The sequence below is a fragment of the Paraburkholderia sp. GAS32 genome (genome assembly GCF_050434225.1).
In the GTDB taxonomy this organism is placed as follows: Bacteria; Pseudomonadota; Gammaproteobacteria; order Burkholderiales; family Burkholderiaceae; genus Paraburkholderia; species Paraburkholderia madseniana.
In genome coordinates this window covers 109,253-135,641 of record NZ_JBNPVS010000014.1, presented here as the reverse complement: position 1 = coordinate 135,641, position 26,389 = coordinate 109,253, and the positions used below count along the sequence as shown (strand labels likewise).

The window sequence follows — 26,389 nt, the reverse complement described above, 5'->3', positions numbered from 1 at the left end:
AGTGTGATTCGCGGACCCGTTTCCGAATGTGACCATCAGTCGGCATAAGAGACAGGAAAACGGGAACAAATCATGAAAGTATTCGTTGTTATTGATGACGCAATGGGCGGGGACCAGTACGCTGGTGTTCATCGGGCTCAACCTGATGCTCGGCCGGGAGCTAGGGTGATTGAAGTCAAGGTAGTTGGTGCGCAGACGGACCCCGAGTTCGTGTATATCGCGCAGACCTATGACAGGACGATGGACGTCCATCGTTTTGAAGGAGTGTACGGCGATTATCAAAGCGCGCATCGAGCGTCTGGCCCAAAAGGCTCGCCGCTTAGCATCAAGATTTGAGCCAAGGAAAACAAACGTGCTCGCAAAAGCTCTTATATTGTGCAGCCTAGCGTGGCTGCTGACTGGATGCACCGACACTGGTCCGATCAAGATCGGACCGGATACCTACACGATTTCCACGCGCGTGCCATTGGGCGGCCCTGCTTCTGCGAAGGGACAGGCATTGCAGGAGGCAAACGCATATTGCTCGTCGCAAGGCAGAGAGATACTTCTCCAACATGAGCAATCGAGTGAATGCGCTCTGCATGGTGGCTGTGGAGAAGCAGAAATTGAGTTTTATTGCCTCAAGGCCGGGGACCCGATGCTAAAGCGCCCTGAGTTCAAAGCGGAACCCAATCAGCGGGTTGAGATTGACCAAAAGTAGCGCGTCGAGATTACGGAAATGGAGTTGATGTGGAAAAAATGACGGAACTGGAGCGCGCAGCATTGGAGCGGCTCCTTGGGCACGCCCAGCGTGACACGGGCCAGAGTCGTCGTGTCGCGGACTTTCTCCTGGCGTGGTGGAACGCGGCGAACTGCGGATGGAGTAGGAAAGGTAGACTGGAGATGGCATGAAGGGAAAGAGCAGTTTTTCGCCTGCCGAAGCGGCGCGCGTACGGGACCTCCTGCGGGAGGTTCGCGCTGCAGAGCGCGATGCGCAGAAGAAGCTTCAGGACCGGTTGCGTGTTGATGTCAGATTCTATATCTCCGACTTCACCAGGTCGAATGCTGACTTTACAGTCGCCGATTTCGACAGTCTGGTGGAGCAAGGAGCGATCAAGATCGTTTGACAGGGAAAAGACGATGCCCATTTGGCTTCAGGCACTTTTCGGCATAGTGACGCCCATAATTGCGGCTGCAGGCGTAGCCGTCGCTTTCCAACAATGGCAGATCGCTCATCGAAATTTGAAGCATGCCTTGTTTGATCGTCGATGGGCGGTTTATGCGGCAGCCAACGACGTTCTCGTTTCTCACATGAACGGCAGTGATGACGAACAAGAGGTACGACTAGCCGAATTTCTGAGGCGAAAAATGGACGCGCAGTTTTTGTTCGGCATAGCGCTGCGTCAGTATCTCGACTCAGTGCAGACGGCGGTGAACGAGTATTGCGCTGCGGTACGCATCCACAGGCGCATCGGGCCACAGACCGAACACGAGCGACCTGCGGCGGAAGCAGCGGTGCTTTCTGCTTCCGCCGCACTACGGAACCTGCATGAGCAACTGGTCGAGCAATTCAGGCCGAGCCTGGCACTCGATGAGATATAGGAAAAGATGCTTCAGACGTCGGGTCGTGAAACAGGGAAAAACAAACCATGTCTACGTTGACAGTAGCATTCGCGCTTCGGGCGGCGATCAACGTCCTTCGCGACTCGGCTGAATCGCGCAAGATGCCTAATGGCGATCCACTGAATGAAGTGGTTGTGCAACTGCACTTCGATGCTGCAGAGACCTTGGAAGAGTCTTTGTCCGACCTTCGGGACCACGAGTAGGAAAAGCCGGTGCGTCCGGCGTAAAGGAGAGATGCGTGATTATCAGGATTGAAGTTTCGGATGCAGAACTCGAAGAAATGGAATGCACCTCGCTCGAAGAGTTTGAGGATCGTACGATCGAGTACGACGAGCTTGCAGGTCTTCGCATCGACACCGGTCGTCATCAGGCGCGACGTGGTGGCAATCACCGGATAGTCTTTGCGGGGATTGATGAAGTTGTCGAGCTCAAGCTTGCCTTCCAGGTTGTCGCCGGTGATCTGCATCACGTACTTCGGATTGGCGCCCGCCAGGTCGGGGTTCGCGTTGATCAGCGCCTGGCGCATCCGGGCCGCGTGGTCGATGTCCTCGCAGAACACGATGGTCTTCGCCATCCGGTCGGTCGCACGCAGGAATTCGGTGATGCGTTTCGCGACCGCTTCGTCGCGGCGCGTCAGCACCAGCGACCGGTTCATGTCGGACTGGTTGTAGATCCGGTCTTCAACCAGTTGCCCCAGCCTGTCGACCATCCCGGCTGTGGGCCGCCAGCCCAGGTCCTTGTCGAGATCGACCCGGATCACCTTGTACGGCGCCAGAAAGCCGTCCTCGATGCCTTGCCGCAACGAATACGTATAGACCGGCTCACCGAAGTAGGTGATGTTCGACACGTCGGCGGTTTCCTTTGGCGTCGCGGTCAGCCCGAGATGGGTCGCCGAGCTGAAATAGTCGAGGATCTCGCGCCAGGCCGAATCCTCGGCCGCACTGCCGCGATGGCATTCGTCGATCACCACGAGGTCGAAGAAATCGCGGCTGAACTGGCGGTAAATGTTCTGCGTTTCTTCCGTGCCCGTCACGGCCTGATACAGCGACAGGTAGATCTCGTAGGATTTGTCGACCTCACGATTTTCGATCTTGGTCATCGCGCCGGCGAACGGCTTGAAGTCATTGGTCTTGGTCTGGTCCACCAGGATGTTGCGGTCGGCCAGGAACAGGATGCGCTTCGCCGTCCGCGCCTTCCACAGCCGCCAGATGATCTGGAACGCCGTATAGGTCTTGCCGGTGCCCGTTGCCATCACCAGCAGGATCCGCGACTGCCCCTTCGTGACCGCCTCGATCGCGCGGTTCACCGCGTTCAGCTGGTAATAGCGCGCCGGCTTGCCGGGGTAGTAGTCCTGCGCATAGACCGGCTCCGCCTCCGGGCCGATGCCCTTCCACGCGAGATAGCGCTGCCACAGGTCCGCCGGCGACGGAAACTGGTCCATCGCGATCTCGCGTTCAAGCACGCCGTCATGCAGGGTCCTGTCATGCCAGATGAAGCCGTCCCCGTTGCTCGAAAAGGCGAACGGGACGTCGAGCATGTCGGCATAGGCAAGCGCTTGCTGAATGCCGTCCCGCACCGTATGGTTGTTGTCCTTCGCTTCCACGATCGCGAGCGGGATGCCGGGCTTGAAGTACAGCACGTAGTCCGCGCGCCGGATGGTCTTTTCGTCGCGCTTCGCCCTGTTGCCCCGCACCACGACCCGACCGCTGGTCAGCGCCACTTCTTCGAGCAGCTGGGTGTTCAGATCCCAGCCCGCGCCGGTCAGCGCGGGTGAAATGAACTTGCTGCAGATGTCGCGCTCAGAAAGTGATTTCTTGTTCATTCTTGTCAGGTTTTATGGGGGCTGCGCTACCGTCTTGCATACAGAACGATCGCATCCCGATCAAGGTGCCGACCTTCGAACAACTCAGGCATGATTCGCATCCGGTCATGGAGGGTGCGACAGGTCTCCTGGATCAGTTGCCAGCCAGTTTACCTTCGTTCCCAATTTGTACTGGGTTATCCCACAAACCGTTAGTTCGAATGTGCTACCACAATTGACACCCACATGGCATCCCGCCGGTGACAACTTTATCGCGCTTCACGGCAGCCGAAAGCTAAGCCTGTCTCGCGTCGACATGCTGCAAGCGAGCCAGGTTCATCTTTTCGACCAGGCGAAAATTGTGTTCCGGATGATTTGCCAGCAGGCCAGCGATCGGCGGGTATAACGCAGGATCGGTGTCGAAATGTTCGCGCGAGACGACGGCGGAAAGCATCCCAAGCAGGTTGCTATAACCGAAGACCTTGTCGCCGGCCAAATTCGCCTGCGCAGCGGCCACGCCGTCGACAGTGCGCCCCATGCGGTGGAGCGCAAGGAAGACGAAGTAAGCCACATCTGCATAGACCGACAGTTTATTCAGGTGGCTCAGAAGGTAGTCTTCAAAGTCGCCTTTAGCCGCGTCGTCGAACGCAGCATACAGCCGCATCAGGCGGGAGAAATTAGGGGAATCGACAGCCGGCTGTCCTTCTTCCCGCTCCCACAGCAGCCGCGGTACTGCTCCCTCGCGCGTCCATCCATGATTAGGTTCGCTCTGCAGCGTCACGTTGAGGCTTCCGAGACCGCCGCGAGTCCTTCCGTTGGCGGCATAATTGCGCCTTTCCTCCGCCAAGATCAGATCGACGTCCTGAAATCTACCCTCGTGCTGCCAGATCGCCGGCGGAACAGGCCCAAGATCCTTGTCACCGAAGAAATGCTTGAGCTTTTGTGTGGCTGCAGCAATGCGCTCTCGCCATGGCACCGGCGGCAACGGCTGATTTCTTGAAGGGATGCGGATACCTTTCAGACGGTATTCCTCGCCCGATTGATCAGTGAGACCGATCGTCACCCGGATGGGTTTGCCCTGTCGGCCTAACGAACCGCGGACCATGATATGCACTGACGCTTCGGCAGCCCCATTCGCCGGTACCGGGTGTCTCGGACTATGATAAGGACTGCCTTCCATTGGGAGCATAACGTACGCGTTTACGACTTCGTCGCGGTGCCGCGGCCGGATCAGCTTCACGCTGAGAATTCGAACTGGCTGATCGGTTAGATTGGACGCATCGACGCGAAGTGAAATCTGCGACGCGTAGCTGTCGTCTTGCTGTTTCGCAAGATACCACCATGGATGGAGGCGCGGAACCAAAACCAAAGCCTTCCGGCCGCGAGCGGTGTGGCGGCGCAGTCGATAGCTGGTAACGCCCGAGTCGATCGCACGCCCGATCGCCAAGGTCGAAAACGCCACTGCCTCAACCCAGGCCCATACGCCCCAATTCGCCCTGAAAGCATCCAAAGCTACCGGTGTGATCGCGCCGAAGGCTGGAAGAAACAGCACGGCATAGCCGGCGACAGCCAAGCCTCCAAGCACCCAAACCGGAAGCGCCCGCAAAGCGGTCAGAATGGGACCCACGGCACCGGCTGCGTCTGGCATCGAGAAATTCCTTCGCCCCAAAAAGGACCAATGTACGAGCTGCTGTAGCAGCTCGCCGTCGGCCATGAATGATTACCCAGCGAACATGGTTAATCCAACATTTCATCGGGCCATAGCCGCGCCCCGTGCAACACCCGCAGGATGCGCACTGTTTCCCCCGTGATCCGATAGGCCGCGACATACGGTGTTCGGCTTATGACCAGTTCGCGAGTACCTTCGATGCGCCCCGGACGGCCAGTCTCGGGAAACTGCAGTAGCTGCCTGACTTGCACACGGATCCGATCATCCACGACGACGGCCGCATATGGACTGTCCTCTTCGATGTAGTCAAAAATCGCGTCGCGATCCTCTATTGCGAAAGCGGACCATTCAAGCCTCACGCGTCACCTTCGCCGGCTTTGCGAAGGGCCGCGGCGCGACGCTTGGCGAAATGAGCTTCGACTTCATCGTCCGAGGTAGCGGGGCGCGGGTCGTCCAATGCTTCCTGCACCTTCGCGCGGAACCAGGCGTCATGTACGGCCGGGTCGGTCGCAAAGGCGAACGGCAACGCACCTTCGTTGGCAACGCGCGTCAGGAGGATTCGCACGGCATCCGAGACAGTCAGTCCCATGTTGTCGAGCACCGCAGCCGCGCGCTCTTTCAGCGCGGGGTCGATGCGTGTTTGCACTAATGCAGTCGCAGCCATGACGATTACTCCTACGTGTAGCTCCAGATTCCACATTGTAATTCATTTGAATTACAATGGGTATCACTATTCACAAAACGGGGACGGTCAATCGTGACACATCACGCCTCACCGGCGCCTGGCGATCCACGTTCGAGCAGCTCATCAAAATCGAGCGCGATGCGTGCAGTCAGGGGTGGACACAGTATTCGGACGAGAACGTAAGTTAGCTGCGCCGCACAATCAATCGAATCAATGACTTTGACGTGGGCGACGACTCTCGACCGAATTTCTGAAAGCAGAGCTTGCGCCCAGCCTTATGGGACCGTGCTCTGCGGACCTCTGGCGTACGCAAAAATCCGAATCCTGACGGCACCCCGAGTCACCCTACCGCATCGCGCGGCTCACAGGCAAACCCAAGGCAAACCTGACGCTGGCCGACGTCAGCGCGGCCCCGGCGCCCTGCCCTTGCCCGCAAGGTCCCGGGTTGCCGGCGACGACCGGAAAGCGCCGTGCAGAAAAATCACCAGATCTGATAACTGGAGTAATCACGAACCGGCACCTCCGGTTGGAACCCGCGCACCGGCCCGATGGGCGGCGAACCGCGCCGGCGTGCCGCGCGCTCAGCGACTCCCGGGCGGGCGGGTCGACAGGGTGCGCCGGTACTGATCGACTTCCAGCAGCAGATGGTCGATCCGCTCGCGCAGCTGGCCATTCTGCGTGCGCAGCGCGTCCGCCTCCCCGCCCGCCTGCAGCCGCACTGCATCGTTCTGCATCTTGAGAAACCGCTCGGTCCCGGCCAGCTGCGCGGCCGTCTGCGCAAGCGTCTTCGAGCCGACGCCGGCGCGCTCGATCGACGCGAACAGGTCACCAAGCAGCCGGTTCACGTGTTCCCCGGCCAGATCCCGCGCCGCATGTGCCTCGCCGAGCTCGCGGTGCAGCTGCGCATTGTCCTGCTCAAGACGCCGGATCCGCGCATGCGCATCTTCCAGCGCCGCCTGCAGCAGTGGCTGCTGCGCCATTGCGTTCGAGTCACCACGATCTTGGGCCGTACCGCTCGCCTGCTGGAGCACACTCTCGCGCTGCGACGCGTACAGCGGCGCGAGCGCCTCGCGCACCACCGGGGCGAGCGCCTGTCGCATCAGCTCGAGATCGGCCGGCCGGTTCTCCGCACTGCCCGGCTGCGGCATCGGCGCCAGCGCCTGCGCGCGCAGGATCGCCTGCTGGACCGTCGGGGCACTCGGATGGCGCTGGACGCCAACCTGTGGCGCGACATCGCGCAGCAGCCGGCTGTAGGTGGTGGCACCGAACACGCGCCCGGTAATCGCCCGGACTTCCGCAATCAGTCCATCCAGAAAGCGCGCGTTGTCGCGCGGGAAATCCCGGTCGATCGCCGCGATGCCATTCATGATCGCGAGCAGCTGCGCATCGTTCCATGCAATCCGGGGTCGGCCCATTTTCAGCTCCTCAGGCTCCGTCAGAAAAGATCGCCCTGCCGCGGATCGCGCGCGGGCGGTTTCGACGCCTTCACCGGACGCGCCGACTGGCGCCGCCGCTTCACGCGCCGCAGATGCGCGATGAGCCGGACGGCCATGCCATCGGCCAGCAGCGTCAGGCTGAAAAGGCCGGTGTCACCCGGCGCCGTCGCGCCGTGCGCTCCGAGGGACGGCTGAAGGGCACGACGGCGGGCGCGCGCGACCAGCTGCGCGCGGCTCATCCCCGGCCAGCATTCAGCCACCAGCCGCTTCACCGCGTCAGGCAGAGCATCCGGCGCGAACCCGGCCGGCAGTCCCAGCGCCACCAGTTCGAACGTGTCAGCCATGGGCGCCCCGCCCTGCCGTCGCCGCGGTCCTCGTCTCGTCACGCATCGCCCTGATCTGCCCGTCCATCCGCCTGCCCGCTCCGTGTGGTCCCTTGATGCCGCCGATTCTGCCATAGCCAGCGTTATTTTTACCATCGTATTTATTACTGCACTTTTCACTAGTGGACATTACCGCCAGAATGTTCAGGGGTTTCGAAGCGAGCTGATATTGCGCTACTACATTCAACAAACCATCCAGGCGGATCGAGCCCATAATCAACGGCGCCTCCGAGCGCAAGGCCCCCGCCGTACCTTTGCCAGGCAATTTCTGTTCGCCGCTGAGGTGCGGCTGTACGGTTCCGCATACGCGATCGAGTCAGCGCAGTACAAAGTGATACTGCCGGAACGGAGATCGGAGGGCGAATTTCTTGCGCACGGAATCTGTCCTCCTTCACACACTCATTCCTGCAGTTAGCAACTACAGTTTAATTGCCAGGGACGATCCTGAACGTTGGACCGTAATCGCCTGTTCGCCTGATTGCAGTCCCAGGGTGTGATTGACATGAAGAAACTCGCCAGCGTGCTGCTTCTCGCCGCAGCACCGCTCGTGACGTCCGCCGGGACGCCGCTCCTCTATTCCCGCAGCGCGATCGTGTACGACGTCGGGCGCAGCGAAGTCCTGCTGGAAAAGAATCCTGACGAAGCTGAACCCGTCGCATCGCTCACCAAGCTGATGACGGCGATGGTCGTGCTGGACGAAGCGCAGGCCTTCGGAGAAACACTGACGATCGACGATGCCGATATCGATCGCCTTAAACATTCGGGCTCACGTATCCCGGTCGGTGCTGCGCTCGCACGCGAGGAGATGCTGCGCCTTGCGCTGATGTCGTCCGAGAACCGCGCGGCCTCCGCGCTCTCGCGCGCCTTTCCGGGCGGTCAGCCTGCCTTCATCCGCAAGATGAACGACAAGGCACGCGCGCTGCAGATGGCCGCCACGCACTTCGACGATCCGACGGGGCTGTCACCAGACAATCTCTCTACCGCGCGTGACGTCGTGAAGATGGCGGAAGCCGCGTCGCACTATCCGTTGATCGGCGACTTCACGACACTCCCGCAATACGAGGAGGCGGTCGGCAGCAGAACGAGGTTCTACCGGAACACCGACCCGGTAGTCGATTGGCGGGACTGGGACGTCCAGCTCGCGAAGACCGGTTATACCGACGAGGCAGGACGCTGCGTCGTGGTCGACGCCAACATGCCGAATGGTCAGGTGATTATTGCGCTCCTCGGCGCGCGATCTTCGAGGGCGCGTTCGGCGGATCTGGTCGCGATTCGCCGCTGGCTGGACGGCGACGCAACGCCCGTTGTCATGCCACGCCAGTACTACGCGGGCACGCAGCATCACCATCATCATCAAATGGTCGCCCAAGCGCATCGCGTCAAGGCGACGCTCGCAGCGTATCGGACAGGATCCGTTTCAGGTGCGCGTCGGCCGGATATCAGGCTCGATACTGGCACGCGGCACCGCCGTGCGTCGCCAGGCGCCTGGGTCCAGTAGATGTCGCGCGCTGCGACGGGAACGGTTTAAGCGTTTTTCTGTCGTCCAATGAAGTAAAGCGGGTCGCGCTCCGGAAGTAAATGGAGGAAACCTGCGCTCCACGACGCCTCGCTCACCGGGTCTTCATGTACGCCGCATACAGTCCGGCATGCAGATCGCGCAGTGCCTTGCGCCGTTCGACCAGTTCATGCTGGTTGCCCTGCCGCTCGAGGCTGAGGATCTGCAGCAGCAGCCGCGTCGCCCGCTCCGGCGCCGTCTGGCGCGACGGCTGCGCTTCACGCAGCAGCGGTGCCAGCCCTGGCTTTTCGATCAGCACCCACGCGGGGAACCACGCGAGATCCGCTGTCTGCCCTGCACCCTCGAAATTCGCGTCGAACTTTCTGCGCAACGTGTCGATTGACGCGTCGGCGAGCCGGTGCAACAGTCCAGCCAGGCGGCCAGGTGACAGCCAGGCGAGTTCGGTGAGCAACGGCAACGCAGACTCCAGGCCATCCGCGCGATGTCGCACCTCTGCCATCCACGTCAGCGGCGCCGGGATCCGGCGCCACGACTCGATCCGCTCGACGGCCCGTCTTGCCTCATCCCAATCGCCCGCGCGCAGCCAGAGCGGCGCCGCGTGAAGGTCACTGACGTCAGCGCGAAACGGCAGGGCCGCGGCCTGCTGCGCGACCGTCCGCCAGCATGACGCCGCCCACGCCCGTCCGGGCGCGTCGCCCAGTAACCGCCGCGCCGCCGGTTCAACCTCATCATTGAGGTGGCCACAGGCGGCAGCCAGCGCCGGATGATCGGCGAACGACGTGGCGACATCGCTGTCGAGCACATCGATCAATGTCGCCAGCCCCGCCAGGGTGTCGTCATCGGGGAATTCGCCTGCCAGTCTCTTCAAGGCCTGCCGGGCAGAGACTGCATCGCGACGGTGGAGGGCATCCACCACATCGTTGCGGAGCATGACGTCGCGGCTGTCGGCGAAGATGTCGAGCTGCATGATGGTCAGCGTCAGAAGAGTTGATCGTTCAGACCGGCCAGATTAGCCCATTTCACCACGCTGCGGAACGACCGGCCATTGACGTCGACCGATTCGATCACCGCGCGTTGACCGCTCGCTTCAGCGATCACACGCACGATGCGATCGCGATACCGCATCAGGGCGCCGATCGGTGGACAGACGGCCTTCTTCCTTTTCCGGGCGGTCGGGTTCATGCGCTTATCCCGGCTTCTTCGCCGATCCCGCTTTGCGGGCCGCACGAGGCTGCTTGCGGGCGGTTACCGTGACAGCCCCACCCCTGCGACCTGAGCTGCGCGGGGCGACCGTCCCCGTCATCTGCTGTCGCAGCAACCCGAGCTCACGCGCATAACCGGCGTTTGCGTCTCGCACGGCCACCAGGCTACCCTCGAGGACACCAGCCTGGTGCCGCGCATCGGCAAGTTGCGCCTGCACGGCCTGCAGCTCGCTGCGGTGGCGTGCCTCGCCCTGCTCCGTGCGGCGCGTCGCGGCGTCGAGTTCCTTCTGGAGTCGCGCGCCGGCAACCCGCTCACGCTCGATCTCGAGCAGCGCCCGCTTCTCGGTCACCCGTAGTCGCTCCTCCGCCAGTCCGGCGCTGGCCCGCAGCTTCTCGAGCTCCTCCGAGAAATCCGTCCTCGCCTGCACCAGCGCCAGGTCGCGCGCGGCGTTTTCGTCCTGCAGCCGCGTGATTTCCGCTTCGAGTGCACGACGCGTGGCCTCACTTGCGGCCTGCCCTTGCTCAAGTTCCTGGATCCGGACCTGGGCGGCGAGCAGCGCGCTGGTGCGCTGCTCGAGCGCGGTTTCGGTCCGGCCCAGTTCGCCCTGCATCGACGTGACAGTGTTCTGCGCGGTGACCTTCTCTGCCTCGGCTTCGACCCGCAGCGCCTCCAGTGCCGCCTGCGCCGATGCGGTCGAGCGCGTCCACAGCGTCGCGACCAGTTCGCCGGCGGCGGCCTGCAGGTCGGCCGGCAGGTCCGGGTGGTCGATCCGCACGCGGCTCTTTTCGCGCAGTTCGGCCCAGAACTCGCCCAGCACCTGCGTCGGCGTGCTCATGCTGCCGCGCTTCACCAGCTGGTAGAGCCGGTTCGCGGTCGGCGTAATGCCGAAGCGGAAGAACAGCAGCGCGCAGACCTCGCGGTACAGCTCGCGGGTCTTCGGGAATGCGGCCTTCAGCCGGTCGATTTCGGCGGCGAGGCGGGTTTCGTCGGGCAATGCGTCGGACATCGGGATCGATCTCGGTCATTTGACAAAATAATATAACGTAAACCGTTAAATTTCTATCATCTGTAGCTATAATTTTGACATTAATCCTATAATGTTGGAATTTGCTATCGCCTGTGCGATACTCGTTGCGTGACACCACAGCCCGCCCCGAGTCCCCTCCATCGCCCATGAAAACCGTCCTGCTCGCGCCGCGCCCACTCGACGTGCTCGCACCGCCCGCCGACCTCGATGGCCGCGACGGCACCAACCGGGCGCGCGGCCACGCGCAGATCGCAGCCAGCGACGACCTGAATGCGGTCCGCGCGTGGCTCGGGCGGGTTGCCGACAAAAAGACCACCTTCGAGAATTACCGCAAGGAGGCCGAACGGCTGCTGCTATGGGCGATCATGCAGCTGGGCAAACCGTTGTCGTCGCTGACGCACGAAGACCTGCAACTGTTCCGGCAATTCCTGCAGGACCCACAGCCGCGCGCACGCTGGGTCGCGGAAGGCGGCCGCAAATTCCCGCGTCATGACCCGCGCTGGCGTCCCTTCTACGGCGCGCTCGCAGCAAGCAGCCAGCGTCAGGCCATGGTGATCATCAACGCGCTGTTTGCGTGGCTGGTCGAAGCCGGCTATCTGGCTGGCAACCCGCTGTCGCTGTCCCGTCAGCGCACCCGCCGCACGAAGCCGCGCATCACGCGCTATCTCGACCGCGAGCTGTGGCAGGAAGTGAAGCTCCACATCGACAGTCTGCCGAAGGACACCCCACGCGAGCGCGAGCGTTACCTGCGCGCACGGTGGCTGTTCACGCTGTTCTATCTCGGCGGTCTGCGCATCTCCGAGGTCAGCGGCAACACAATGGGATGCTTCTTCTGCCGGCGCGACACAGATGGTCACGAGCGCTGGTGGCTCGAGGTGCTCGGCAAGGGCGACAAGGAGGGGCTCGTGCCAGCCTCCGCGGAAATGATGGTCGAACTCGGGCGCTACCGGCGCGAGCGCGGCCTGTCCGTCCTGCCCTCCCGGCACGAGGACACGCCGCTCGTGCTGCCGCTGGGCAGATCGATGAAACCGCTCACGCGCGCCGCGCTGCACACGATCGTCAAGGGCATCTTTGCCGGCGCGGCCGAACGGCTCCGGTTGCGCGGCGACGGGTTCAACGGACAGGCCGATCTGCTCGATCAAGCCTCCGCACACTGGTTGCGCCACACCGCAGGCTCCCACATGGCCGACGGCGGCACCGATCTGCGTACGGTGCGCGACAATCTTCGTCACGCCTCACTGACGAGCACGAACCCCTACCTGCACACGCCCGATGAACAGCGTCACCGGGAGACTGAGGAAAAGCACCGTATCGACTGGTGAGACGGATCGCCCAGGGGGCAGCCAACGCCTCGCACTGACGCCCATGAACAAGCCCGATACTCAAACTGCGTCGCGCATGCAAGAATCTTGTCGACGCGCCCGATAGCGTTGCCCCCCCCTGACCGCCCATGGAAACCGTTGAAGTTGAACCACGAGTGCTCGCCAACCGCCGCGGCGTGGCGTTTGGTCTCGTACGCCAGAACAGCACGGTCGAATGCATGATCACGATCGCGACGCTGGAGATCCATTTCTGGCTTGAGCCAGCGGCCAGTGAGGCCCGGATTGTGAAGACCTTCCGGGACGGGTATGGTCGCATCCGGGCGATCGCTGAACGCAAGCTGCTCGCCCATCCGGCAGCGCGTCTCGAACTGACGCCAGACGATTTTGCGCGTCCCTGACTGCAGGCTACCGGCAACGGCACCAGACCGTTCCCCGTGGCGTCCACTGCTGCGTCAACCCACCGACAACCGACGCGAAGGTTTTTGCTCCGTCAACCTGGTCATGCGGCGAAGCCGGGGGTCGCATTGACCCGGAAGCCTGACTGGCAGTGCGCGCACAGACTGCTCGAACAGCATTCACGATGTCCTCGAATGCGTTGCCGGCGGTAATTTAAAGTTTTTTTAGCCGCTGGGATCGTGACGGTCTCGCCCGTCCACGGATGGTGCCACCTGCGTTCGGCACGCTCCTGTCGAAAACGGTTCGGAGCCGATCATCTGCACCGCATCGCCGCGCGTCACTGCATCTGTCACGGCATCTGTCACGGCATAAAGGCCGTCACCGCCTCAACGATCGCTTCGATGGCAGCACCGGTGCGGGACCTGCTTTCGCCCGCCTGCGGCGCGACGGGATCGATGAACTCCTGTTTATCCATATCTGCGCCCCATTGATCAAACGTCGGCGAATCGCGGACGGGACACTCCCCTCGCACGTGTGCAACAAAAGGCAACCGGTGAGGTAAGCGGAAAGAGGCTTCACAGTGCTGTCTCCACGAGCCAGGTCCTACGTGAAATGGACCCTATGACCGGCGACCCCCCTTCCTGTCGACTGATTGTTGGCGAAGCTGGGTAGGTATGCGAATGAGCCTGACCGTTAGTTGCGCAATGATTGAGCTAGACGCCCGTTGAATGCTCGTGTGTACGGCGATATGCATCGCATCGACACGCGAATCGCGATGACTGACTGACATTGAGTACAGGGGCGAAGTGACCCGCTGGCGGCGGGCAACAGCCCGCCAGCGATCCGCGGGCTGAGCACACGTTTGTGTTCGAGCTGTCCAACGGACGTATGATCGATGGCAGCCGCGGTGGCAACAGTGCCCGCTTTCTGAATCACGCATGTTCTCCCAGCTGCGAGGCAATCGAAGTGGGCGATCGGGTCATTCATGCACTCGCCGCCGTCGATCCCGGTGAGGAGCTTTTGATTGGTTACGGACTTGCGATCGAAGGCGATATCACCGATGACATACGACCCAGTAAGCGTGCCATTGCGGTGCTCCAAACTGGAGCCGATCACACGTAGAGCAGAAAGACTGAGCCCATGCCTCCTTCTCTCAAGATAAGAAAACTGTTCTTAATAGCGTGACCCACAAGCGCATCTGTAGCAACGCCTTCGTTCGTTTGCAAAAAAAACAATCCTGTTCTCAGCGTAAGACTGTTCCCAGTATCAGAGACGCCAAGCTCGAGGCTCACCGGAGTGCGCGAAGCTGCCACCGCGCGGGATATGAAATCGTGTGCGTTCCGCCTCGACGGAACAGGTTTGCTCACAACACGCGGTGTTGGACTTGTTCTTTCGTTAATGTCCGCGCATTACCGTGTCCGAAATTACAGGTACAGATTTATGCAAATCAACTTTGGAATACTATCGTTCGTTATCCAAGGCATTTTACATAGAAGAATTTATCAACACTTTTGTTGTAGTAGCTTTATAGAAATGTCGTGTTCTAGCCATTTAGAAATGTCGTGTTTTGGCCTCGGTATGCTGGCCGGTTCCCCGCGGGACTACGGAGCCGGCCATGCATCCAGCTGTACTGGTGACATTGAACATGCGAGAACTCGACCGTCTGAAGGTCATCCAGGCCATTGTCGACATGGGCCTCAAGCCTGGTCGCGCGGCCGAACCTCTGGGCTTGACCGTGCGTCACGCGCAATTGCGCCGTCGACCTCGCGCCCGCGGATTGACAGCATGAAAATCACGGCGCGTCCGTCCGGCAAAACAGCGGGCGCGCGATCAAGAACTTCCACGACGTAGCTTGACGATATCATTCGCGGTCTTTGTATTTGTACTGCGCCGCGCAGCGATAAATGTACCAGAAGTCACAAGCCCATCGATTGCCAACGACGTTATGATTCAGCCGTTGCCCGGTGCCATGATCGCTGGTCACCATGAGGTTTTTACTTCAATTTCTACATTTGCCGCCCGCGACGCGTATCGGCGACACAGTGAATGTAAATTGTGCCGTCTCGCACCTCAAATATAACCCGGTTCCGGCCGCTCAACGCTTCCCGGAAGTTCAGGCCGCCGAAATCTGAAAACTCCGCCGGAACGTAACCGCGCTGCGGGAACTGCCTGATATTTCCAAACGTAGCGGTCAATTGTGTGGACGTTTGTTTCCACATCTCAGCACCGGAAGCTCTTGAGGATGTAGCGACGCAAATCTTTCGTATCCTCTTGTGCCTCTCGAGAATCAGGAGCTTCGACTGCGTCTGCACCATCAGCCGGTCTTCTCCTTCCGATCAAGCTCGGAGTGTTGAAAGCGCTTCTGACGAGGTCGGGACGTACCGGCGCCTCATCATCCTTCTTAACGCCATCAGTGCCGGCTTTAACTTCGCCTCCAGACCAAAGCTAACCAAGCCGGAAAGCGCGCCGGGCACAGCGGCGAACCGGCTGAACACAAGCAATTTCCTGACGTCAACCATACTTTCCAGATTCCGCGTTCTGAATTTCTAGTTTGATGGTATTTCGGTGATTTCATCTCGGGGATAATTTCCCCAAAAGCGTCATCCGCGGTCAGGTATCTTTTGGGGAAACGGGACGCCGAACGTCACCGCAGTCGACCGGAGAGGGTGTGAACCTCAGGGTGTTTGCCAATGTGCGCATACGGCATTAACCCTACGGGTATCCGCCGCTGGCGAAGCAATTGTTGATGCAATAGTCACCGGGATCCGCGACTTCAATCTCTGCGTTCGTCCGGTGACCAATCGGCTAAGTGTGATCCCCTCGATCGCAACTCATCGCTCTGAGGGTTCCCTTGTAACAAACTGTCGGCCGAAACACAGAGATAGCCACGCGAAGGGATGCTCCCGTTATGTGTCGCGTCGAATAGCGGGAGCCCTGGTAGGACTGGGATGGAGCACTGCTGGATTGAAGCCGCGAGCATTGACCGGTCGCATCGCGCGAGATGTCCCCTATTGCGATGGTTAACCGTTGTCATGCAATCAGAGGAGTATGCAGGTGAATCAACGGATCATTAAGTTCGGGGCCGATGCCCTAGATGCAGCGAGCCTTGCACACAGCTTGTCACCAGACGACTGCCTGGTCTTTGAGCGCTTTTCCCCCACCACCCGGCAGCGCAGCGTAAGTATCGTGGGGCTCCGCTGGCGACCGGTGTCAGGCGAAAGCTTCCAGCAGACTTTTGAGGCAGCTCTAGCCGCCGCCGCTCACGACTCGGAGCTACTCAATCTGATTATCTGCGGGCATGAGTCGACCGCTACCTTAGACCGAGCGGACGACTTCCCCGCCTTCGCGGTCTTTCAAGTGGCCGAGTATCTGGAGATTGATCACGAAGCAGGCACTGTGCGTCACAAGTCGAGTGGGGACGTCTCCGTTTCGCTTGAGGTGCTGGAAAAGGCAATTGCTGTCGCCACAATGCCGGAACACCCAAGCCATGATCGACAGGAAAACGTGGGCGCAGGATGGGCGATCGATACAGACTTCGACACATATGAGGCCCGTGTGAGGGCGATACAGGAAGCAATATCGCGAGGGCAAATTATTGGTGCGGTGCTGTCCGTTGGCATGAGCCGCGCCACAAGGGCGGCACCTCTGCAGGTCTACAAGGAAATGATCCGCATCAATCCGTCGACCTTTGGCTATTGCGTGACCACAGAGGGCCGCGCACTGATTGGAAGCTCACCACTTCGTTTCCTGGACTTCAAGGACGGCCATGTGAACCTTGAGACTGACGCCGGAACGCGGCCGATAACGGGGAACATTGCTATAGACGCCTTGGCAAGAGAGGATCTGCTGTCCAACCCAAAGGACGCCGCGGAACATGCAGTCGTTGTGGATGAAGAGACTGAATCGCTGGTGCGCTTGTCTGGCCCGAACGGGGTGACGCGAATCATCGACAGGGAGGTACGCGCTTTCTCACATGTCATGCACCTCTACACGGTATTGTCAGCTCAGGTTCAGGCGCAGGTCGGCCTGGTTGGTGCGGTGCTCGGACTATTTCCCCCGGCCGCAGTCTCTGGACGACCGCGGGGCGAGGCGCTAAGGCTAGGTGTGCGTGTCGAAGGGCGGACTCGCGGAGTTTATGGGGGAATCATCGGACTAACGCGCGGCGCGGCCAACGCTGAGATTGCGGTTGTAATCCGATCCATGTGGATATGCCGCGGCGTAGCTCACCTACGCGTTGGTGGCAAGATTATTGCCGATTCGATAGCTCAAGACGAGTATGCGGAAGCAAAGAACAAGGCAAGTTTCCTGATTGCAGCCTTGCACCACGCTGAGCAATCGGATTGATCGGAACGGGCTTCTCGTGGAGTGTATCTGTACCTGATGACACATTCCACAGCTTATTACAGATGCGCGAAAGCGGTCGTTACAGTCACCCGTAGTGACATTCGAATGAAATGGTCCATATGCCCGGGTTTCCTTCAGCTTAGGATCAGCAAAGTCAGTCTCAGCCTGTGAAGCAGTTTTCAATGGACTTTCTTTTTTGAGTGGGCTGCTATTTCGCCAATCTCCGAGAGGTGACTTGAAAAAATGCAGGGGCGCGTTTTCACGATGTTAATCGGGTACTGTCACATTGTTGGCATGGTGCAGAAATGCAGCGACAATCGGGGGATGAAACGAACTGCTCTCCAATACATCGCACCTGCCAAAGACGCTCTCTGCTGTCCCGGCTACCGATTTCCGCCCGACGTGATCAGTTATTCGGTGTGGCTGTACTACCGTTTTCCGCTGAGCCTGCGCATGGTCGAAGAGTTGCTGGGGCTCGGGGCATTGACCTTACCTACGAGACGGTGCGGCGCTGGTCGGCAAGCTTCCGGCTGGGCATTGCCCGGCGCATCCGCTCTACCGCGCTAGCCGGAGGCGATAAGTGGCACCTCGACGAAGTGGTGGTCACCATCAACGGCAACAAGCACTGGCTGTGGCGCGCGGTGGACCAGCACGGTGAGGTGCTCGACGTACTGGTGCAGAGCCGCCGCAAACAGATCCTATGAGCAGGGGACGTCGACGAACTGATACGTAAAATCAGCGTGTCGAGTCCTGTTCAAAGGAGAGAGCATCATGCGCACGGATCAGACATTCACGGCGGTCCACGATCAGGTGGCAAACCTGTTCATGCACCGCCGTCACAACGTGAACGCGTAAGAGAAGCAGCAGGTGTGCACGCAGGCTTTTGAAGTGTGGCAAACCATAACCGGCAATTCAATGCTAGATCGCCTTGGCGCAGAAATCAGAAATACTCACGTTATACGCCTTCGCTCGCACACCATTTAACAACGTGATTATCAGTACCGTCTGGATATTGCCGCGTGCCGAGAAAATCACAGAACGTCAAGAAAATGTAGCGGGTTTCACGGGAGACTAACGACTTCTTCCGTCCACGTGCCGCAGCGGAATCGCTGACACGTCGAGCCCGTCGACGCAGAACGCATTCACACTGTACATGGCAGGATCTATGCGCCGCTGATGAAAAGTGTAAATGCCACAAGTCGAACAAAAGTGATGATGGGCTTGGCCGGTATTCCATCGATACGCACTCAACGCACGGTGTCCTTCCAGGATCTGCAGACTATCGCTCGGCACGCTCACCATCGTCGCGTGCCGTTTCGTGCATAACGAGCAATTGCAAATCACGAGTTCGTCGATCTGCGCGTCAAAGGCAAACCTGATTGCACCGCAATGGCACGAAGCTGTATAGCGCGGCATCCTTCCTCCTTTTTGAGCACGTCGGCAGCGCCGCACCATCTTCACGGCATCAGCAAAATTTTCGAGCCGATCTTGTTGCGCGCCATTTCGAAACCTTCGAGCGCATCGGCAAGCGGCAGCCGATGGGTGACCATCGGCACTAGCGCGGCATGATGCTCGACGACAAAATCGCGCACTTCCACCCATGTCGCGCGAGAAGCGCGGTAGGTACCGCGAATCTGATGACGGTTACGCACGAGTTTAGCCGCGTCGAAACTGACCGGCGCACCGTGAATGCCGCAGATCACCATCGCGCCCGAAGGCCGCAAGAGATCGAGGCCGGCCTGCACTGTCGACGGCACACCGGTCGCCTCGATGACGATATCGAACTCGTCTGCGCCGCTCAGTTGCTTCGCATCGGACAGTCGCTGTTCCTTTAGATCAAGTGTCTTGTCGATGCCAAGCGCCTGCACCCCATTGAGCCGCTCTCTGTCGTCGTAGCCGGCTACCACCACGTCCGCGCCGCACGCCTTTGCAAGAAACGCGATGCCCTGCCCGATGGTACCGGGCCCCATCACGAGCACCTTGTCGCCACGCTTCACGTCGGCGACCTTCAACGCGCTCAGTCCGATCGACAGCGGCTCGCATAGCGCCGCGATTCCGAGATCGAGATCGCCGGGCAACGCGAGGCAGTTGATCGCCGGCACGCGCACGGACCGTGCAAAGCCGCCGTCGCGCAACATGCCGATGCCGCGACGATCACGGCATTCGTCGAGCCGCCCTGCCGTGCAAAAGCTGCATACACCGCACTCGACGGACGGAATCACAACGACCGGCTGCCCCGCCTGAAGATCGACGACGCCCTCGCCCACACTCGCAATCCTGCCGGCAATCTCGTGACCGATCGTTACCGGTAACGCCTGCTTCAGAAAGTCGTAACCGCCCGACCAGTCGTAGATGTGGACGTCGCTGCCACAAATACCGGCGGCGACCACGTCGACGATCGCTTCGTGCGCGGCGGGCGCTTGTGGCGGCGCAACCTCCCGGAGTTCGAGGCCGAACGCGGCGGCAGTTTTTTGTAATGCTTGCATGAGTTGCTCCTGACAACAGTATCGGATTCAAAGCGGCGAATCGGAGGCTGGTACGGATCGCCGCAACGACGCATCCACCTGCGAATGCCTGATATCGAAGACGAGCTCGTAGGCGTCAACGACAGCCGGCCGTGCGGCTCCAGCAAACCGGCGCGCGAGCTCGCCGAGCGCCGCCTGGTGCGCTCTCAACGGAACCTCGTCGACACCTTCCACCAGCAGCACGTGCGTCGGGTCGTCCGCATTCGACCATCTCTCGAATGCGTCCGGGACCGACGATCTGGACTGCCCAAGATGCGCCGAGCTCACGCCGGCCAACGCCATGCATGCATCGATCAGCGCCCGTCCATCGAACCGTTCGGTCACGCTGATCCGGACGCAAGCGATGGCCTGTCCCGACACGTTGCCGGTGGACGCGACGGTGTCGCACGTCGCACGCACCACGTTTTTCAGCAGAGGCCGCATCGACGCCGACCATGCGGTGGGCCGTTCGATCACGTCGAGGTAGGCTGCCGAATCGAATACCGCCGACGTTTCGGTCTCGTACAGCGTGAAGTAACGGTGCTGCCCCGGCACCGAAGACCGGTAGCGGCGGCCGGCGATGAAGCCGGCAATGCCGACCCGCTCGGGCACATGCTCGTCGGTATGCCAACGGTTGTATTCCGCGTCGGATTCAGCGCTGACGTCGTTCCATAGCGCGAGAAACGCGGGACCGGAAATGGCCATGATGCAACACTCCAGCTAATCGAAAACACCTCAGGATGGGCGTGCGTGCAGCACACGCGGCGCGGCTGCGGGCATGCTGAACATGCACAGCGCGGCAATCAGCGCGGGCACCGCGACCAGCACGAACAAAGTCTCATAGCCCAACCCCGACGACAGCAGGAATCCCCCCATCACCGAGCCGAGCATCGATCCGAAACGGCCGATCCCGGTGGCCCATGCCACGCCGGTCGCACGGCTGGTTGTTGGATAGTGAGTCGCCGCCAGACCGTTGATGCCGACCTGCGAACCGCTGATGCAAAAGCCCGCGAGAAAAACAATTGGGCCGAGCACCGCGGGTGTCGTGTAGGTCTGCCCGACCAGGTAGATCACGGCGCCGGCGAGACAGTACGCGCAACCCAGCACCCGATGCGGCGTCGCCAGATCCATGACGCGGCCGAGCAACAGACCGCCACACGTGCCGCCGACGGACCAGAGCGCAGTAGTCAGCGCCGCCGTCTTCATCGTGCCGCCGGAATGGGTGATGATGGTCGGCAGCCAGCTCGACATCAGATACAGCACCGACAGGCCCATGAAGAAGGTCGTCCACAGCAGCAGCGTGCCACGGCGATAAGGTGCCACCAGCAGTTCGCGCACCGCCGAGCGCAGTCGCTCCGGTTCGCGCGCGAGGAAGTGGCTATCCGCCCGCACCGTGGCCGCCGCGATACGTTGGCCGAAAGCACGCAGGTCCGCTTGCCGGTTCGGACGGCGCAGCGCGAGAAAGCGCATCGACTCCGGCAGCCACAACCACAACACCGGCAGCAGCAGCAAAGGCGTCACACCGCCGACGATCAACATAGCGTGCCACCCGAAGCGCGAGATCACCTGCGAGGCCACCACCCCGCCGAGCGCCGAGCCGAGCGAATTGCCGCACAGCATGATCGTGATGATGGTCAGGCGCCGACGCGCGGGGGCATATTCCGCCGTCAGTGTGACCGCGGTCGGCGTGGCGCCACCGATGCCGACGCCGGCGACGAATCGCAGCAACGCCAGCTCCGTCACGTTGGTGGTTAGCAGGCTGAACAGCGTCGCGAAACCGAAAAACGCGACCGACGCGAGCATCACCGGCCGTCTTCCGCGGCGGTCAGCGAGCGGGCCGAAGATCAGTGAGCCGGCCATCATGCCGATCAGGCCGAACAGGAAAATCGGCGAGAGCTGGTTGACCGTCAGCCCCCACGCCGCACGCACCGACGGCGCGATATAAGCGGCGAGCCCGATATCGATACCGTCGATCGCCACCGTCAGGAAGCAAAGCACGACGACCAGCCACTGGAAGCGGCTGATCGGCTGCGTGTCGACAAACTCCTGCACATCTATCAAATCGTTCTGCATCATGCTGCATGTCTCCTGCTCACATCCTATTTTGCGCGCCTGGTTCGGCGCGTCGACGCCGGTCTCTTAGAAGAGCTTTCTGAGGCCCACCCGCAGAGCCAGTTGATTCGAGTTGCTCGACGGCGACAATCCGAACAGATCCGCGACAGCCTGTTTGCCGGTCGAATCGACGCCACTCGCGTGTTGCCAGATGGCCATGCCGTACACGTAGGTCGACTTCGAGAAGAGATAGGCTGTGCCGGCTTCCAGCGAGTTGTAGTGACCGCCCGGCGAAACACTGTACTGCCATGCCACGGCGCCCATTGTGGCCGGCGTGAAATTAAACGCGTAATTCACCTGGTAGTTGTTGAACGCTGCGTTCGCGGGCGCCGTACGATTCGACGCCGTTCGGACAATGTCGAGAAAGCGCACATTCGAATACAGAAACGACCATTGAGAGCGGCCATATACGTATTTCGCGCCGCCGCCGAGCACTTGCTGGCTGGTTGCAGTCACATAGTTCTGGAAGATCGGATTGGTAACCGGATTGGTAAAGGCCCCGCCCGCCACCGGCGAGGCGCCCGCACCGAAAATCGAGGTAGCCGGCGTTCGCATGTTCATGTACGCGCCCGCAAGCGTGAGGCCGCCATTTACATATTGCGCGCCTGCGCCGTAAGTCCTGTCGTGCGAGAAATCTCCCGGCGTACCACCGAGGCTCAGCATCGCGCTGTAATTGAAGCCCCGATAGATCGGGCTTTCGTATTTGATCACGTTGCTGATCTTGTTGTAATTCCACGAACCGTCGATATCGCCGAGCGTGGCGCCGAGCCCGCCTGCGAACAGAAAACTGGTGCTCAGCGGCACGAAGTAGTCGTTGGTCATGGAGTACTGACGGCCCAGGTAGAGATTGCCCCAGTCGCCGCTCAGGCCCACGAACGCCTGTCTGCCAAAGAGTGTATTGGCGGGCTGAAAGGCCCCCGTCTCGACACTGAAGCCCGCCTCGAGCACGAAGATCGCCTTGAGATTCGAGCCTAGATCCTCCACGCCACGCAGACCGAACTTGTCGCCGGCGCGCCCGCCGCTATAGGTTTGCACGGCTGACTTGCCGCCCTGATTGTTGGTATAGGTGAGTGCGCTATCCACCGCCCCGTATAGCGTCACACTACTTTGCGCGTGCGCTAGCGCGCACGCCGCCAATGGCAGGCAAGCAACCAGATGTTTCACTTCCGTCTCCTGTTCGTTATCCGGGGTTGCGGCTGGCGCACCCTCTTTTTTTAACCAGGGCACCCGGTAATGAGCGGCCTGTCAGGAAAATGATCGCCGAAACGGGCGGCCGGAAATAGCAGCAAACGAGAAGTTCAGAACACGGTTTCTGGAAAATATCGGCGCGCGCGGCCGGAAACGTCGACACACTTCAGAGGAAATCGTCCTCGCGGGCGAGCTCGGCGAGACCCTGCGTCAGAAAATCGAGCAGCGCGTGGAACAGCTTCGGATTGTTATGATCCACCGGGCGTAGCACCTTGATCCAGAAGTCAGGCAGCTCGAAACCGGCGAGGATCTGTACGAGTTGACCCTGCTGGACACTCGCCTTCGCGCGGTAACGCGGAAGCACCGCAATGCCGAGACCGTCCACGGTAGCGCGATGCATCGCGTCGATGTCATTGGTCGAGAACGCACTGTTGACGGCCACGTCGATGCGGCCCGAGCCATGTTCGTCGAAGGTCCACGTACGGACCGGGCTGAGATACGAATAGAGCAGACATTGATGCGCAGGCAACTCGGATGGATGAACCGGCTCGCCGTATTTCTCCAGATACGCCGGCGACGCATAGACGAGCCGCTTGAACGGGCAGAGTGGAAATTCCTCGACGCCGTCATAGGCGACCGGCAAACCCGTGATCACGAAATCGAAACCCTCGAGCAGGGGATCGACCGGCCGGTTCCGCAATTGCAACTCGATGTCGACTTTCGGATGTGCACGGAAAAAATCGTTCAGCAGTTTACCGAGAAAATGATTCGTGAATGACGAGGGTGCCTTGATCCGCAATCGGCCCGTAAGCGCCGGGCCGCCGTCGACGGGGCCGCTCATCAGGCGCTCATAGGAGGCAAGGAAATCGCGCGCCAGCGCAACCGTCTCCCTTCCGCTCGAGGTCAGATGCAAACTGCGTGTGGTGCGTTGAAACAGCAGCGTGTTCAGTTCTTTTTCGAGCGCACCAACCCGTTTGGTGATCACCGAGCCTGCTACGTTCAACCGCAGCGCCGCACCGGAAAAGCTACCGATCTCCGCCACGGCGAGAAACGCGCGAACGTTGTCTACGCTGTCCATATGTAACCGCTTCCGATAGTTTTCGCAATTAAACTGCCATGCGCCAGGTCAGTTGATCGTGACTTTCGCCCTTTCAAGTATAACTGTCAGCAGCGATCCGTTCCGGGCTGAAGCCGCGTGGATCTGTTGCAGTAAGGCGCTCCGTTATTATGTGCGGAACGACACGAACACCTGAAAGCGCGATGAAGACGTTGAATCCGGCAGTGGCCCGAGTGCTCAAACACCTGCATTATCCGTTCGACGGGTGCTGATAATCATGTAGCCGGCCTGCCCCCGTTCCAGTAGAACGGTCGGCGTAGAGTCAGGGTGCAAACCCACCGACTTGACGCACAGGAGGCCGGCATGAACAAGTTTAGTGGAATCGACCTGCACTCGAACAACAGTGCGGTGGTGGTCAGCGATGACGCTGACCGGGTTCTCTACCAGCGGCCGTTAACGAACGATCCGCTACAGATCCGGGCGGCTCTGGCAGCGCACCGTGAAGGGCATTGTCACGTTGCTGAGGCAGTCGCGTAAGATTGAGCGATGAAGAATGCAAAATCGCTTTATCGCGGTCATCGCTTTCCGGCCGCTGTTATCAGCTGCGCCGTGCGCTGGTACTGATATGACTTCGCGTGTCAATCGCGACATTGGGTTTCAGGTTGTTGCATCGACGCATGAATTTCCTGAGGGCGGCGCAGCAGTAAGTCTCGACGGTGGATCGCACTGACATCCGCGGGTTGGATACCGCATTACAGAGGTCCGCCTCATGAGCCTGCCGCTAACTTCCGCCGCAAGTTGGTGATGCCCGTTGCGTAATACCATCGCGGGTTGCTCGGATGCCGGGCTGCGCCGCCTTCAGGAAACTCCTTCCGTTGTTCGGGAAATCACACACAGGCCGCGGGCGGTTTGCTGCGAGGTATTGCAAGCGCCATGGCCAGTCGACTGATGTCCCAGATGAACGCCGCCAGTTCACGGGCAATAGCCACGACCGTGATGTTGATGGGCTTGCCTCGCGCGGTCAGCCGGCGGAATCGTCGGCACAGCCGCACCTGGGCGTCCCAGGCGCGGTCGATGATGGCCTTGGGCAGACCTTCGAGACGGGCCTGGATTTCCGGACTGACGCGGGCAGGATGGCGGTAACTCCAGGCCGCTTCGACCAGCAGTCTTCGGGCGTAGCTGTTGCCGGTTTTGGTAATGCTGCCCTGGCGGCGTTTGCCTCCCGATGAATGCTCGGATGGCGTTACGCCGAGCCAGGCCATCAGCTGACGCGGGTGTTCGAAGCGGGACAGGTCGCCTACTTCTGAAATCATCCCGACGGCGGTAACGAACTGGACGCCCCGCATGGCCTGCAGGGCCAGCACTACCGGATAGAAGCGCCAGGAGATCACCGCTTCGCGTAGGGCTGTTTCGAGACGGGCGCACTGCGCAAGCCGGTCCTCGATCGTGCGCCGGTGTTCGTCAAAGGCAAGGTGCTGCCAGGCGCTGGGAAACGAACAGCGGCCCAGCCAGCGACGGTGCGCCTCGCCCCAGTTTGCGCTACCGGTATATCGGACGCCATGCGCGAGCAGGAACGACTTCAGTCGATGCCGTGCACGTCGCAGATCCTCGCGGGCAGCCGCCCACGCGCGGGCGAGATCCCGGAATGCCTCGTCTTCAATGCCGGGCACGTACACGGCCGACAGGTCGTCGGCGCGCAGCGAGCGCGCCAGCTTGATGGCATCACGCCGGTCGGTCTTTACGCGCTCGCCCGGCTTGCGCGGGATCAGTGAAGGTGCGCAGACCATGCAGTCGAAGCCCTTCTGGACGAGCTGACGGTACAGCCCGTAACCACATGGACCTGCCTCGTACACGACGCGCACGTGCGGCGCCTTGGATTGCAGGCGTGTGCACAGGCGATCGATGTCGGCCCCGGTTGTACCGGTCTTGCCCAGCAGCTCGATCTCGCCCGCGTCGATCGCGTAGGCGACCGTGATCGAGTCCTTGTGAAGATCCAGTCCAACGTACACCGTGCTATCGTTTCGCATGCTGGCCTCCGTGGAGGAAATCGCCGGGGCATGGCCCAGTCCACGCCCGTGCGGCTCTGACAGCAATGCTAACCCGCGTTCAGTTTCCCCACGGCGGGCCAGCCCTTGCCTCACGCA

The 26,389-nt window shown here is 60.7% G+C and carries 25 protein-coding genes and 5 pseudogenes; 13 read left to right on the top strand and 17 right to left on the bottom strand.

Annotation, left to right across the window (positions count from 1 at the left end; all coding sequences use genetic code 11):
• Positions 1-72 precede the first annotated feature (72 nt).
• The 4 genes and pseudogenes from P3T25_RS18940 to P3T25_RS18925 all read left to right on the top strand — a co-directional run bounded on the left by P3T25_RS18940 (position 73) and on the right by P3T25_RS18925 (position 1,581).
• Positions 73-336 (top strand): hypothetical protein, encoded by a 264-nt coding sequence (locus P3T25_RS18940; RefSeq protein ID WP_429358659.1) that lies wholly within the window; start codon positions 73-75, stop codon positions 334-336.
• Positions 337-729: 393 nt separating this feature from the next.
• Positions 730-858, top strand: a pseudogene (locus P3T25_RS18935) (DUF7673 family protein); the annotation flags it as partial.
• 29 nt (positions 859-887) lie between these two features.
• Positions 888-1,106: a hypothetical protein gene (locus P3T25_RS18930; RefSeq protein WP_429358658.1), complete on the top strand. Its 219-nt coding sequence runs from the start codon at positions 888-890 to the stop codon at positions 1,104-1,106.
• Between the two features lie 13 nt (positions 1,107-1,119).
• The gene (locus P3T25_RS18925; protein ID WP_429358657.1) at positions 1,120-1,581 is read left to right on the top strand and encodes a hypothetical protein; all 462 of its coding nucleotides are present in this window, start codon (positions 1,120-1,122) and stop codon (positions 1,579-1,581) included.
• 316 nt (positions 1,582-1,897) lie between these two features.
• Here P3T25_RS18925 and hsdR read toward each other — a convergent pair.
• The 7 genes and pseudogenes from hsdR to P3T25_RS18890 all read right to left on the bottom strand — a co-directional run.
• A pseudogene (gene hsdR, locus P3T25_RS18920) lies at positions 1,898-3,424 on the bottom strand (EcoAI/FtnUII family type I restriction enzme subunit R); the annotation flags it as partial.
• Positions 3,425-3,698: 274 nt separating this feature from the next.
• Positions 3,699-5,051, bottom strand: coding sequence for a hypothetical protein (locus P3T25_RS18915; protein WP_429358656.1), 1,353 nt, complete (start codon positions 5,049-5,051; stop codon positions 3,699-3,701).
• An 89-nt stretch (positions 5,052-5,140) separates the two neighbouring features.
• The gene (locus P3T25_RS18910) at positions 5,141-5,431 is read right to left on the bottom strand and encodes a type II toxin-antitoxin system RelE/ParE family toxin (RefSeq protein ID WP_429358655.1); all 291 of its coding nucleotides are present in this window, start codon (positions 5,429-5,431) and stop codon (positions 5,141-5,143) included.
• Positions 5,428-5,736: a type II toxin-antitoxin system RelB/DinJ family antitoxin gene (locus P3T25_RS18905; RefSeq protein WP_201124230.1), complete on the bottom strand. Its 309-nt coding sequence runs from the start codon at positions 5,734-5,736 to the stop codon at positions 5,428-5,430. The genes P3T25_RS18910 and P3T25_RS18905 overlap by 4 nt, the downstream gene beginning before the upstream one ends.
• Before the next feature lie 602 nt (positions 5,737-6,338).
• Positions 6,339-7,172, bottom strand: coding sequence for a hypothetical protein (locus tag P3T25_RS18900; RefSeq protein WP_429358654.1), 834 nt, complete (start codon positions 7,170-7,172; stop codon positions 6,339-6,341).
• 20 nt (positions 7,173-7,192) lie between these two features.
• Positions 7,193-7,537: a hypothetical protein gene (locus P3T25_RS18895; protein WP_429358653.1), complete on the bottom strand. Its 345-nt coding sequence runs from the start codon at positions 7,535-7,537 to the stop codon at positions 7,193-7,195.
• Entirely contained in the window at positions 7,530-7,790 is a 261-nt protein-coding gene (locus P3T25_RS18890) for a hypothetical protein (protein ID WP_429358652.1), read from the bottom strand. The genes P3T25_RS18895 and P3T25_RS18890 overlap by 8 nt, the downstream gene beginning before the upstream one ends.
• Before the next feature lie 288 nt (positions 7,791-8,078).
• On the opposite strand from P3T25_RS18890, the gene P3T25_RS18885 reads away from it, so the two are divergent.
• Entirely contained in the window at positions 8,079-9,074 is a 996-nt protein-coding gene (locus P3T25_RS18885; RefSeq protein ID WP_429358651.1) for a serine hydrolase, read from the top strand.
• A gap of 112 nt (positions 9,075-9,186) precedes the next feature.
• Here P3T25_RS18885 and P3T25_RS18880 read toward each other — a convergent pair whose 3' ends face one another.
• From P3T25_RS18880 to P3T25_RS18870, 3 genes are read right to left on the bottom strand one after another with little or no spacing between them, the layout of a single operon-like run.
• Positions 9,187-10,059 (bottom strand): hypothetical protein, encoded by an 873-nt coding sequence (locus tag P3T25_RS18880; protein WP_429358650.1) that lies wholly within the window; start codon positions 10,057-10,059, stop codon positions 9,187-9,189.
• An 11-nt stretch (positions 10,060-10,070) separates the two neighbouring features.
• Positions 10,071-10,274, bottom strand: coding sequence for a hypothetical protein (locus P3T25_RS18875; RefSeq protein WP_074290261.1), 204 nt, complete (start codon positions 10,272-10,274; stop codon positions 10,071-10,073).
• A gap of 4 nt (positions 10,275-10,278) precedes the next feature.
• Positions 10,279-11,301 (bottom strand): DNA-binding protein, encoded by a 1,023-nt coding sequence (locus P3T25_RS18870; RefSeq protein WP_154566565.1) that lies wholly within the window; start codon positions 11,299-11,301, stop codon positions 10,279-10,281.
• Between the two features lie 167 nt (positions 11,302-11,468).
• Here P3T25_RS18870 and P3T25_RS18865 point away from each other — a divergent pair, with 167 nt between their 5' ends.
• The 6 genes and pseudogenes from P3T25_RS18865 to P3T25_RS18840 all read left to right on the top strand — a co-directional run.
• Positions 11,469-12,644 (top strand): tyrosine-type recombinase/integrase, encoded by a 1,176-nt coding sequence (locus tag P3T25_RS18865; protein WP_429358649.1) that lies wholly within the window; start codon positions 11,469-11,471, stop codon positions 12,642-12,644.
• A gap of 128 nt (positions 12,645-12,772) precedes the next feature.
• Entirely contained in the window at positions 12,773-13,042 is a 270-nt protein-coding gene (locus P3T25_RS18860; protein WP_429358648.1) for a DUF1488 family protein, read from the top strand.
• A gap of 777 nt (positions 13,043-13,819) precedes the next feature.
• Positions 13,820-14,176: pseudogene (locus P3T25_RS18855) on the top strand (SET domain-containing protein).
• Positions 14,177-14,655: 479 nt separating this feature from the next.
• On the top strand, positions 14,656-14,829 hold the full coding sequence (locus P3T25_RS18850; RefSeq protein ID WP_429358647.1) for a hypothetical protein: 174 nt from the start codon (positions 14,656-14,658) through the stop codon (positions 14,827-14,829).
• Between the two features lie 1,265 nt (positions 14,830-16,094).
• Entirely contained in the window at positions 16,095-17,384 is a 1,290-nt protein-coding gene (locus tag P3T25_RS18845; RefSeq protein ID WP_429358646.1) for a chorismate-binding protein, read from the top strand.
• A 324-nt stretch (positions 17,385-17,708) separates the two neighbouring features.
• Positions 17,709-18,073: pseudogene (locus P3T25_RS18840) on the top strand (IS6 family transposase); the annotation flags it as partial.
• Positions 18,074-18,455: 382 nt separating this feature from the next.
• Here P3T25_RS18840 and P3T25_RS18835 read toward each other — a convergent pair.
• From P3T25_RS18835 to P3T25_RS18810, 6 genes are all read right to left on the bottom strand, one after another.
• A complete protein-coding gene (locus P3T25_RS18835) occupies positions 18,456-18,800 on the bottom strand; it encodes a GFA family protein (protein WP_429358645.1) in 345 nt (114 codons plus the stop codon).
• A gap of 41 nt (positions 18,801-18,841) precedes the next feature.
• On the bottom strand, positions 18,842-19,870 hold the full coding sequence (locus P3T25_RS18830; RefSeq protein WP_429358644.1) for a zinc-dependent alcohol dehydrogenase: 1,029 nt from the start codon (positions 19,868-19,870) through the stop codon (positions 18,842-18,844).
• A gap of 27 nt (positions 19,871-19,897) precedes the next feature.
• The gene (locus P3T25_RS18825; RefSeq protein ID WP_429358643.1) at positions 19,898-20,593 is read right to left on the bottom strand and encodes a hypothetical protein; all 696 of its coding nucleotides are present in this window, start codon (positions 20,591-20,593) and stop codon (positions 19,898-19,900) included.
• Between the two features lie 30 nt (positions 20,594-20,623).
• Positions 20,624-21,964, bottom strand: coding sequence for an MFS transporter (locus P3T25_RS18820; protein ID WP_429358642.1), 1,341 nt, complete (start codon positions 21,962-21,964; stop codon positions 20,624-20,626).
• A gap of 63 nt (positions 21,965-22,027) precedes the next feature.
• The gene (locus P3T25_RS18815) at positions 22,028-23,164 is read right to left on the bottom strand and encodes a porin (RefSeq protein WP_429358641.1); all 1,137 of its coding nucleotides are present in this window, start codon (positions 23,162-23,164) and stop codon (positions 22,028-22,030) included.
• 190 nt (positions 23,165-23,354) lie between these two features.
• Positions 23,355-24,266 (bottom strand): LysR family transcriptional regulator, encoded by a 912-nt coding sequence (locus P3T25_RS18810; protein ID WP_429358640.1) that lies wholly within the window; start codon positions 24,264-24,266, stop codon positions 23,355-23,357.
• Between the two features lie 342 nt (positions 24,267-24,608).
• Between P3T25_RS18810 and P3T25_RS18805 the strand changes: the two genes are divergently transcribed.
• Positions 24,609-24,782: a hypothetical protein gene (locus P3T25_RS18805; RefSeq protein ID WP_429358639.1), complete on the top strand. Its 174-nt coding sequence runs from the start codon at positions 24,609-24,611 to the stop codon at positions 24,780-24,782.
• 9 nt (positions 24,783-24,791) lie between these two features.
• Positions 24,792-24,866: pseudogene (locus P3T25_RS18800) on the top strand (IS6 family transposase); the annotation flags it as partial.
• 266 nt (positions 24,867-25,132) lie between these two features.
• Here the strand turns inward: P3T25_RS18800 and P3T25_RS18795 are convergent.
• Entirely contained in the window at positions 25,133-26,272 is a 1,140-nt protein-coding gene (locus P3T25_RS18795; protein WP_154568000.1) for an IS110 family transposase, read from the bottom strand.
• Between the last annotated feature and the right edge of the window lie 117 nt (positions 26,273-26,389).

Coding starts and splice junctions, on each gene's coding strand:
- P3T25_RS18830 (WP_429358644.1), bottom strand. CDS start 19,870: ATGCAAGCATTACAAAAAACTGCCGCCGCGTTCGGCCTCGAACTCCGG.
- P3T25_RS18835 (WP_429358645.1), bottom strand. CDS start 18,800: ATGCCGCGCTATACAGCTTCGTGCCATTGCGGTGCAATCAGGTTTGCC.
- P3T25_RS18930 (WP_429358658.1), top strand. CDS start 888: ATGAAGGGAAAGAGCAGTTTTTCGCCTGCCGAAGCGGCGCGCGTACGG.
- P3T25_RS18875 (WP_074290261.1), bottom strand. CDS start 10,274: ATGAACCCGACCGCCCGGAAAAGGAAGAAGGCCGTCTGTCCACCGATC.
- P3T25_RS18905 (WP_201124230.1), bottom strand. CDS start 5,736: ATGGCTGCGACTGCATTAGTGCAAACACGCATCGACCCCGCGCTGAAA.
- P3T25_RS18805 (WP_429358639.1), top strand. CDS start 24,609: ATGAACAAGTTTAGTGGAATCGACCTGCACTCGAACAACAGTGCGGTG.
- P3T25_RS18820 (WP_429358642.1), bottom strand. CDS start 21,964: ATGATGCAGAACGATTTGATAGATGTGCAGGAGTTTGTCGACACGCAG.
- P3T25_RS18865 (WP_429358649.1), top strand. CDS start 11,469: ATGAAAACCGTCCTGCTCGCGCCGCGCCCACTCGACGTGCTCGCACCG.
- P3T25_RS18810 (WP_429358640.1), bottom strand. CDS start 24,266: ATGGACAGCGTAGACAACGTTCGCGCGTTTCTCGCCGTGGCGGAGATC.
- P3T25_RS18900 (WP_429358654.1), bottom strand. CDS start 7,172: ATGGGCCGACCCCGGATTGCATGGAACGATGCGCAGCTGCTCGCGATC.
- P3T25_RS18795 (WP_154568000.1), bottom strand. CDS start 26,272: ATGCGAAACGATAGCACGGTGTACGTTGGACTGGATCTTCACAAGGAC.
- P3T25_RS18890 (WP_429358652.1), bottom strand. CDS start 7,790: ATGGGCTCGATCCGCCTGGATGGTTTGTTGAATGTAGTAGCGCAATAT.
- P3T25_RS18880 (WP_429358650.1), bottom strand. CDS start 10,059: ATGCAGCTCGACATCTTCGCCGACAGCCGCGACGTCATGCTCCGCAAC.
- P3T25_RS18915 (WP_429358656.1), bottom strand. CDS start 5,051: ATGCCAGACGCAGCCGGTGCCGTGGGTCCCATTCTGACCGCTTTGCGG.
- P3T25_RS18925 (WP_429358657.1), top strand. CDS start 1,120: ATGCCCATTTGGCTTCAGGCACTTTTCGGCATAGTGACGCCCATAATT.
- P3T25_RS18850 (WP_429358647.1), top strand. CDS start 14,656: ATGCATCCAGCTGTACTGGTGACATTGAACATGCGAGAACTCGACCGT.
- P3T25_RS18825 (WP_429358643.1), bottom strand. CDS start 20,593: ATGGCCATTTCCGGTCCCGCGTTTCTCGCGCTATGGAACGACGTCAGC.
- P3T25_RS18870 (WP_154566565.1), bottom strand. CDS start 11,301: ATGTCCGACGCATTGCCCGACGAAACCCGCCTCGCCGCCGAAATCGAC.
- P3T25_RS18940 (WP_429358659.1), top strand. CDS start 73: ATGAAAGTATTCGTTGTTATTGATGACGCAATGGGCGGGGACCAGTAC.
- P3T25_RS18885 (WP_429358651.1), top strand. CDS start 8,079: ATGAAGAAACTCGCCAGCGTGCTGCTTCTCGCCGCAGCACCGCTCGTG.
- P3T25_RS18860 (WP_429358648.1), top strand. CDS start 12,773: ATGGAAACCGTTGAAGTTGAACCACGAGTGCTCGCCAACCGCCGCGGC.
- P3T25_RS18895 (WP_429358653.1), bottom strand. CDS start 7,537: ATGGCTGACACGTTCGAACTGGTGGCGCTGGGACTGCCGGCCGGGTTC.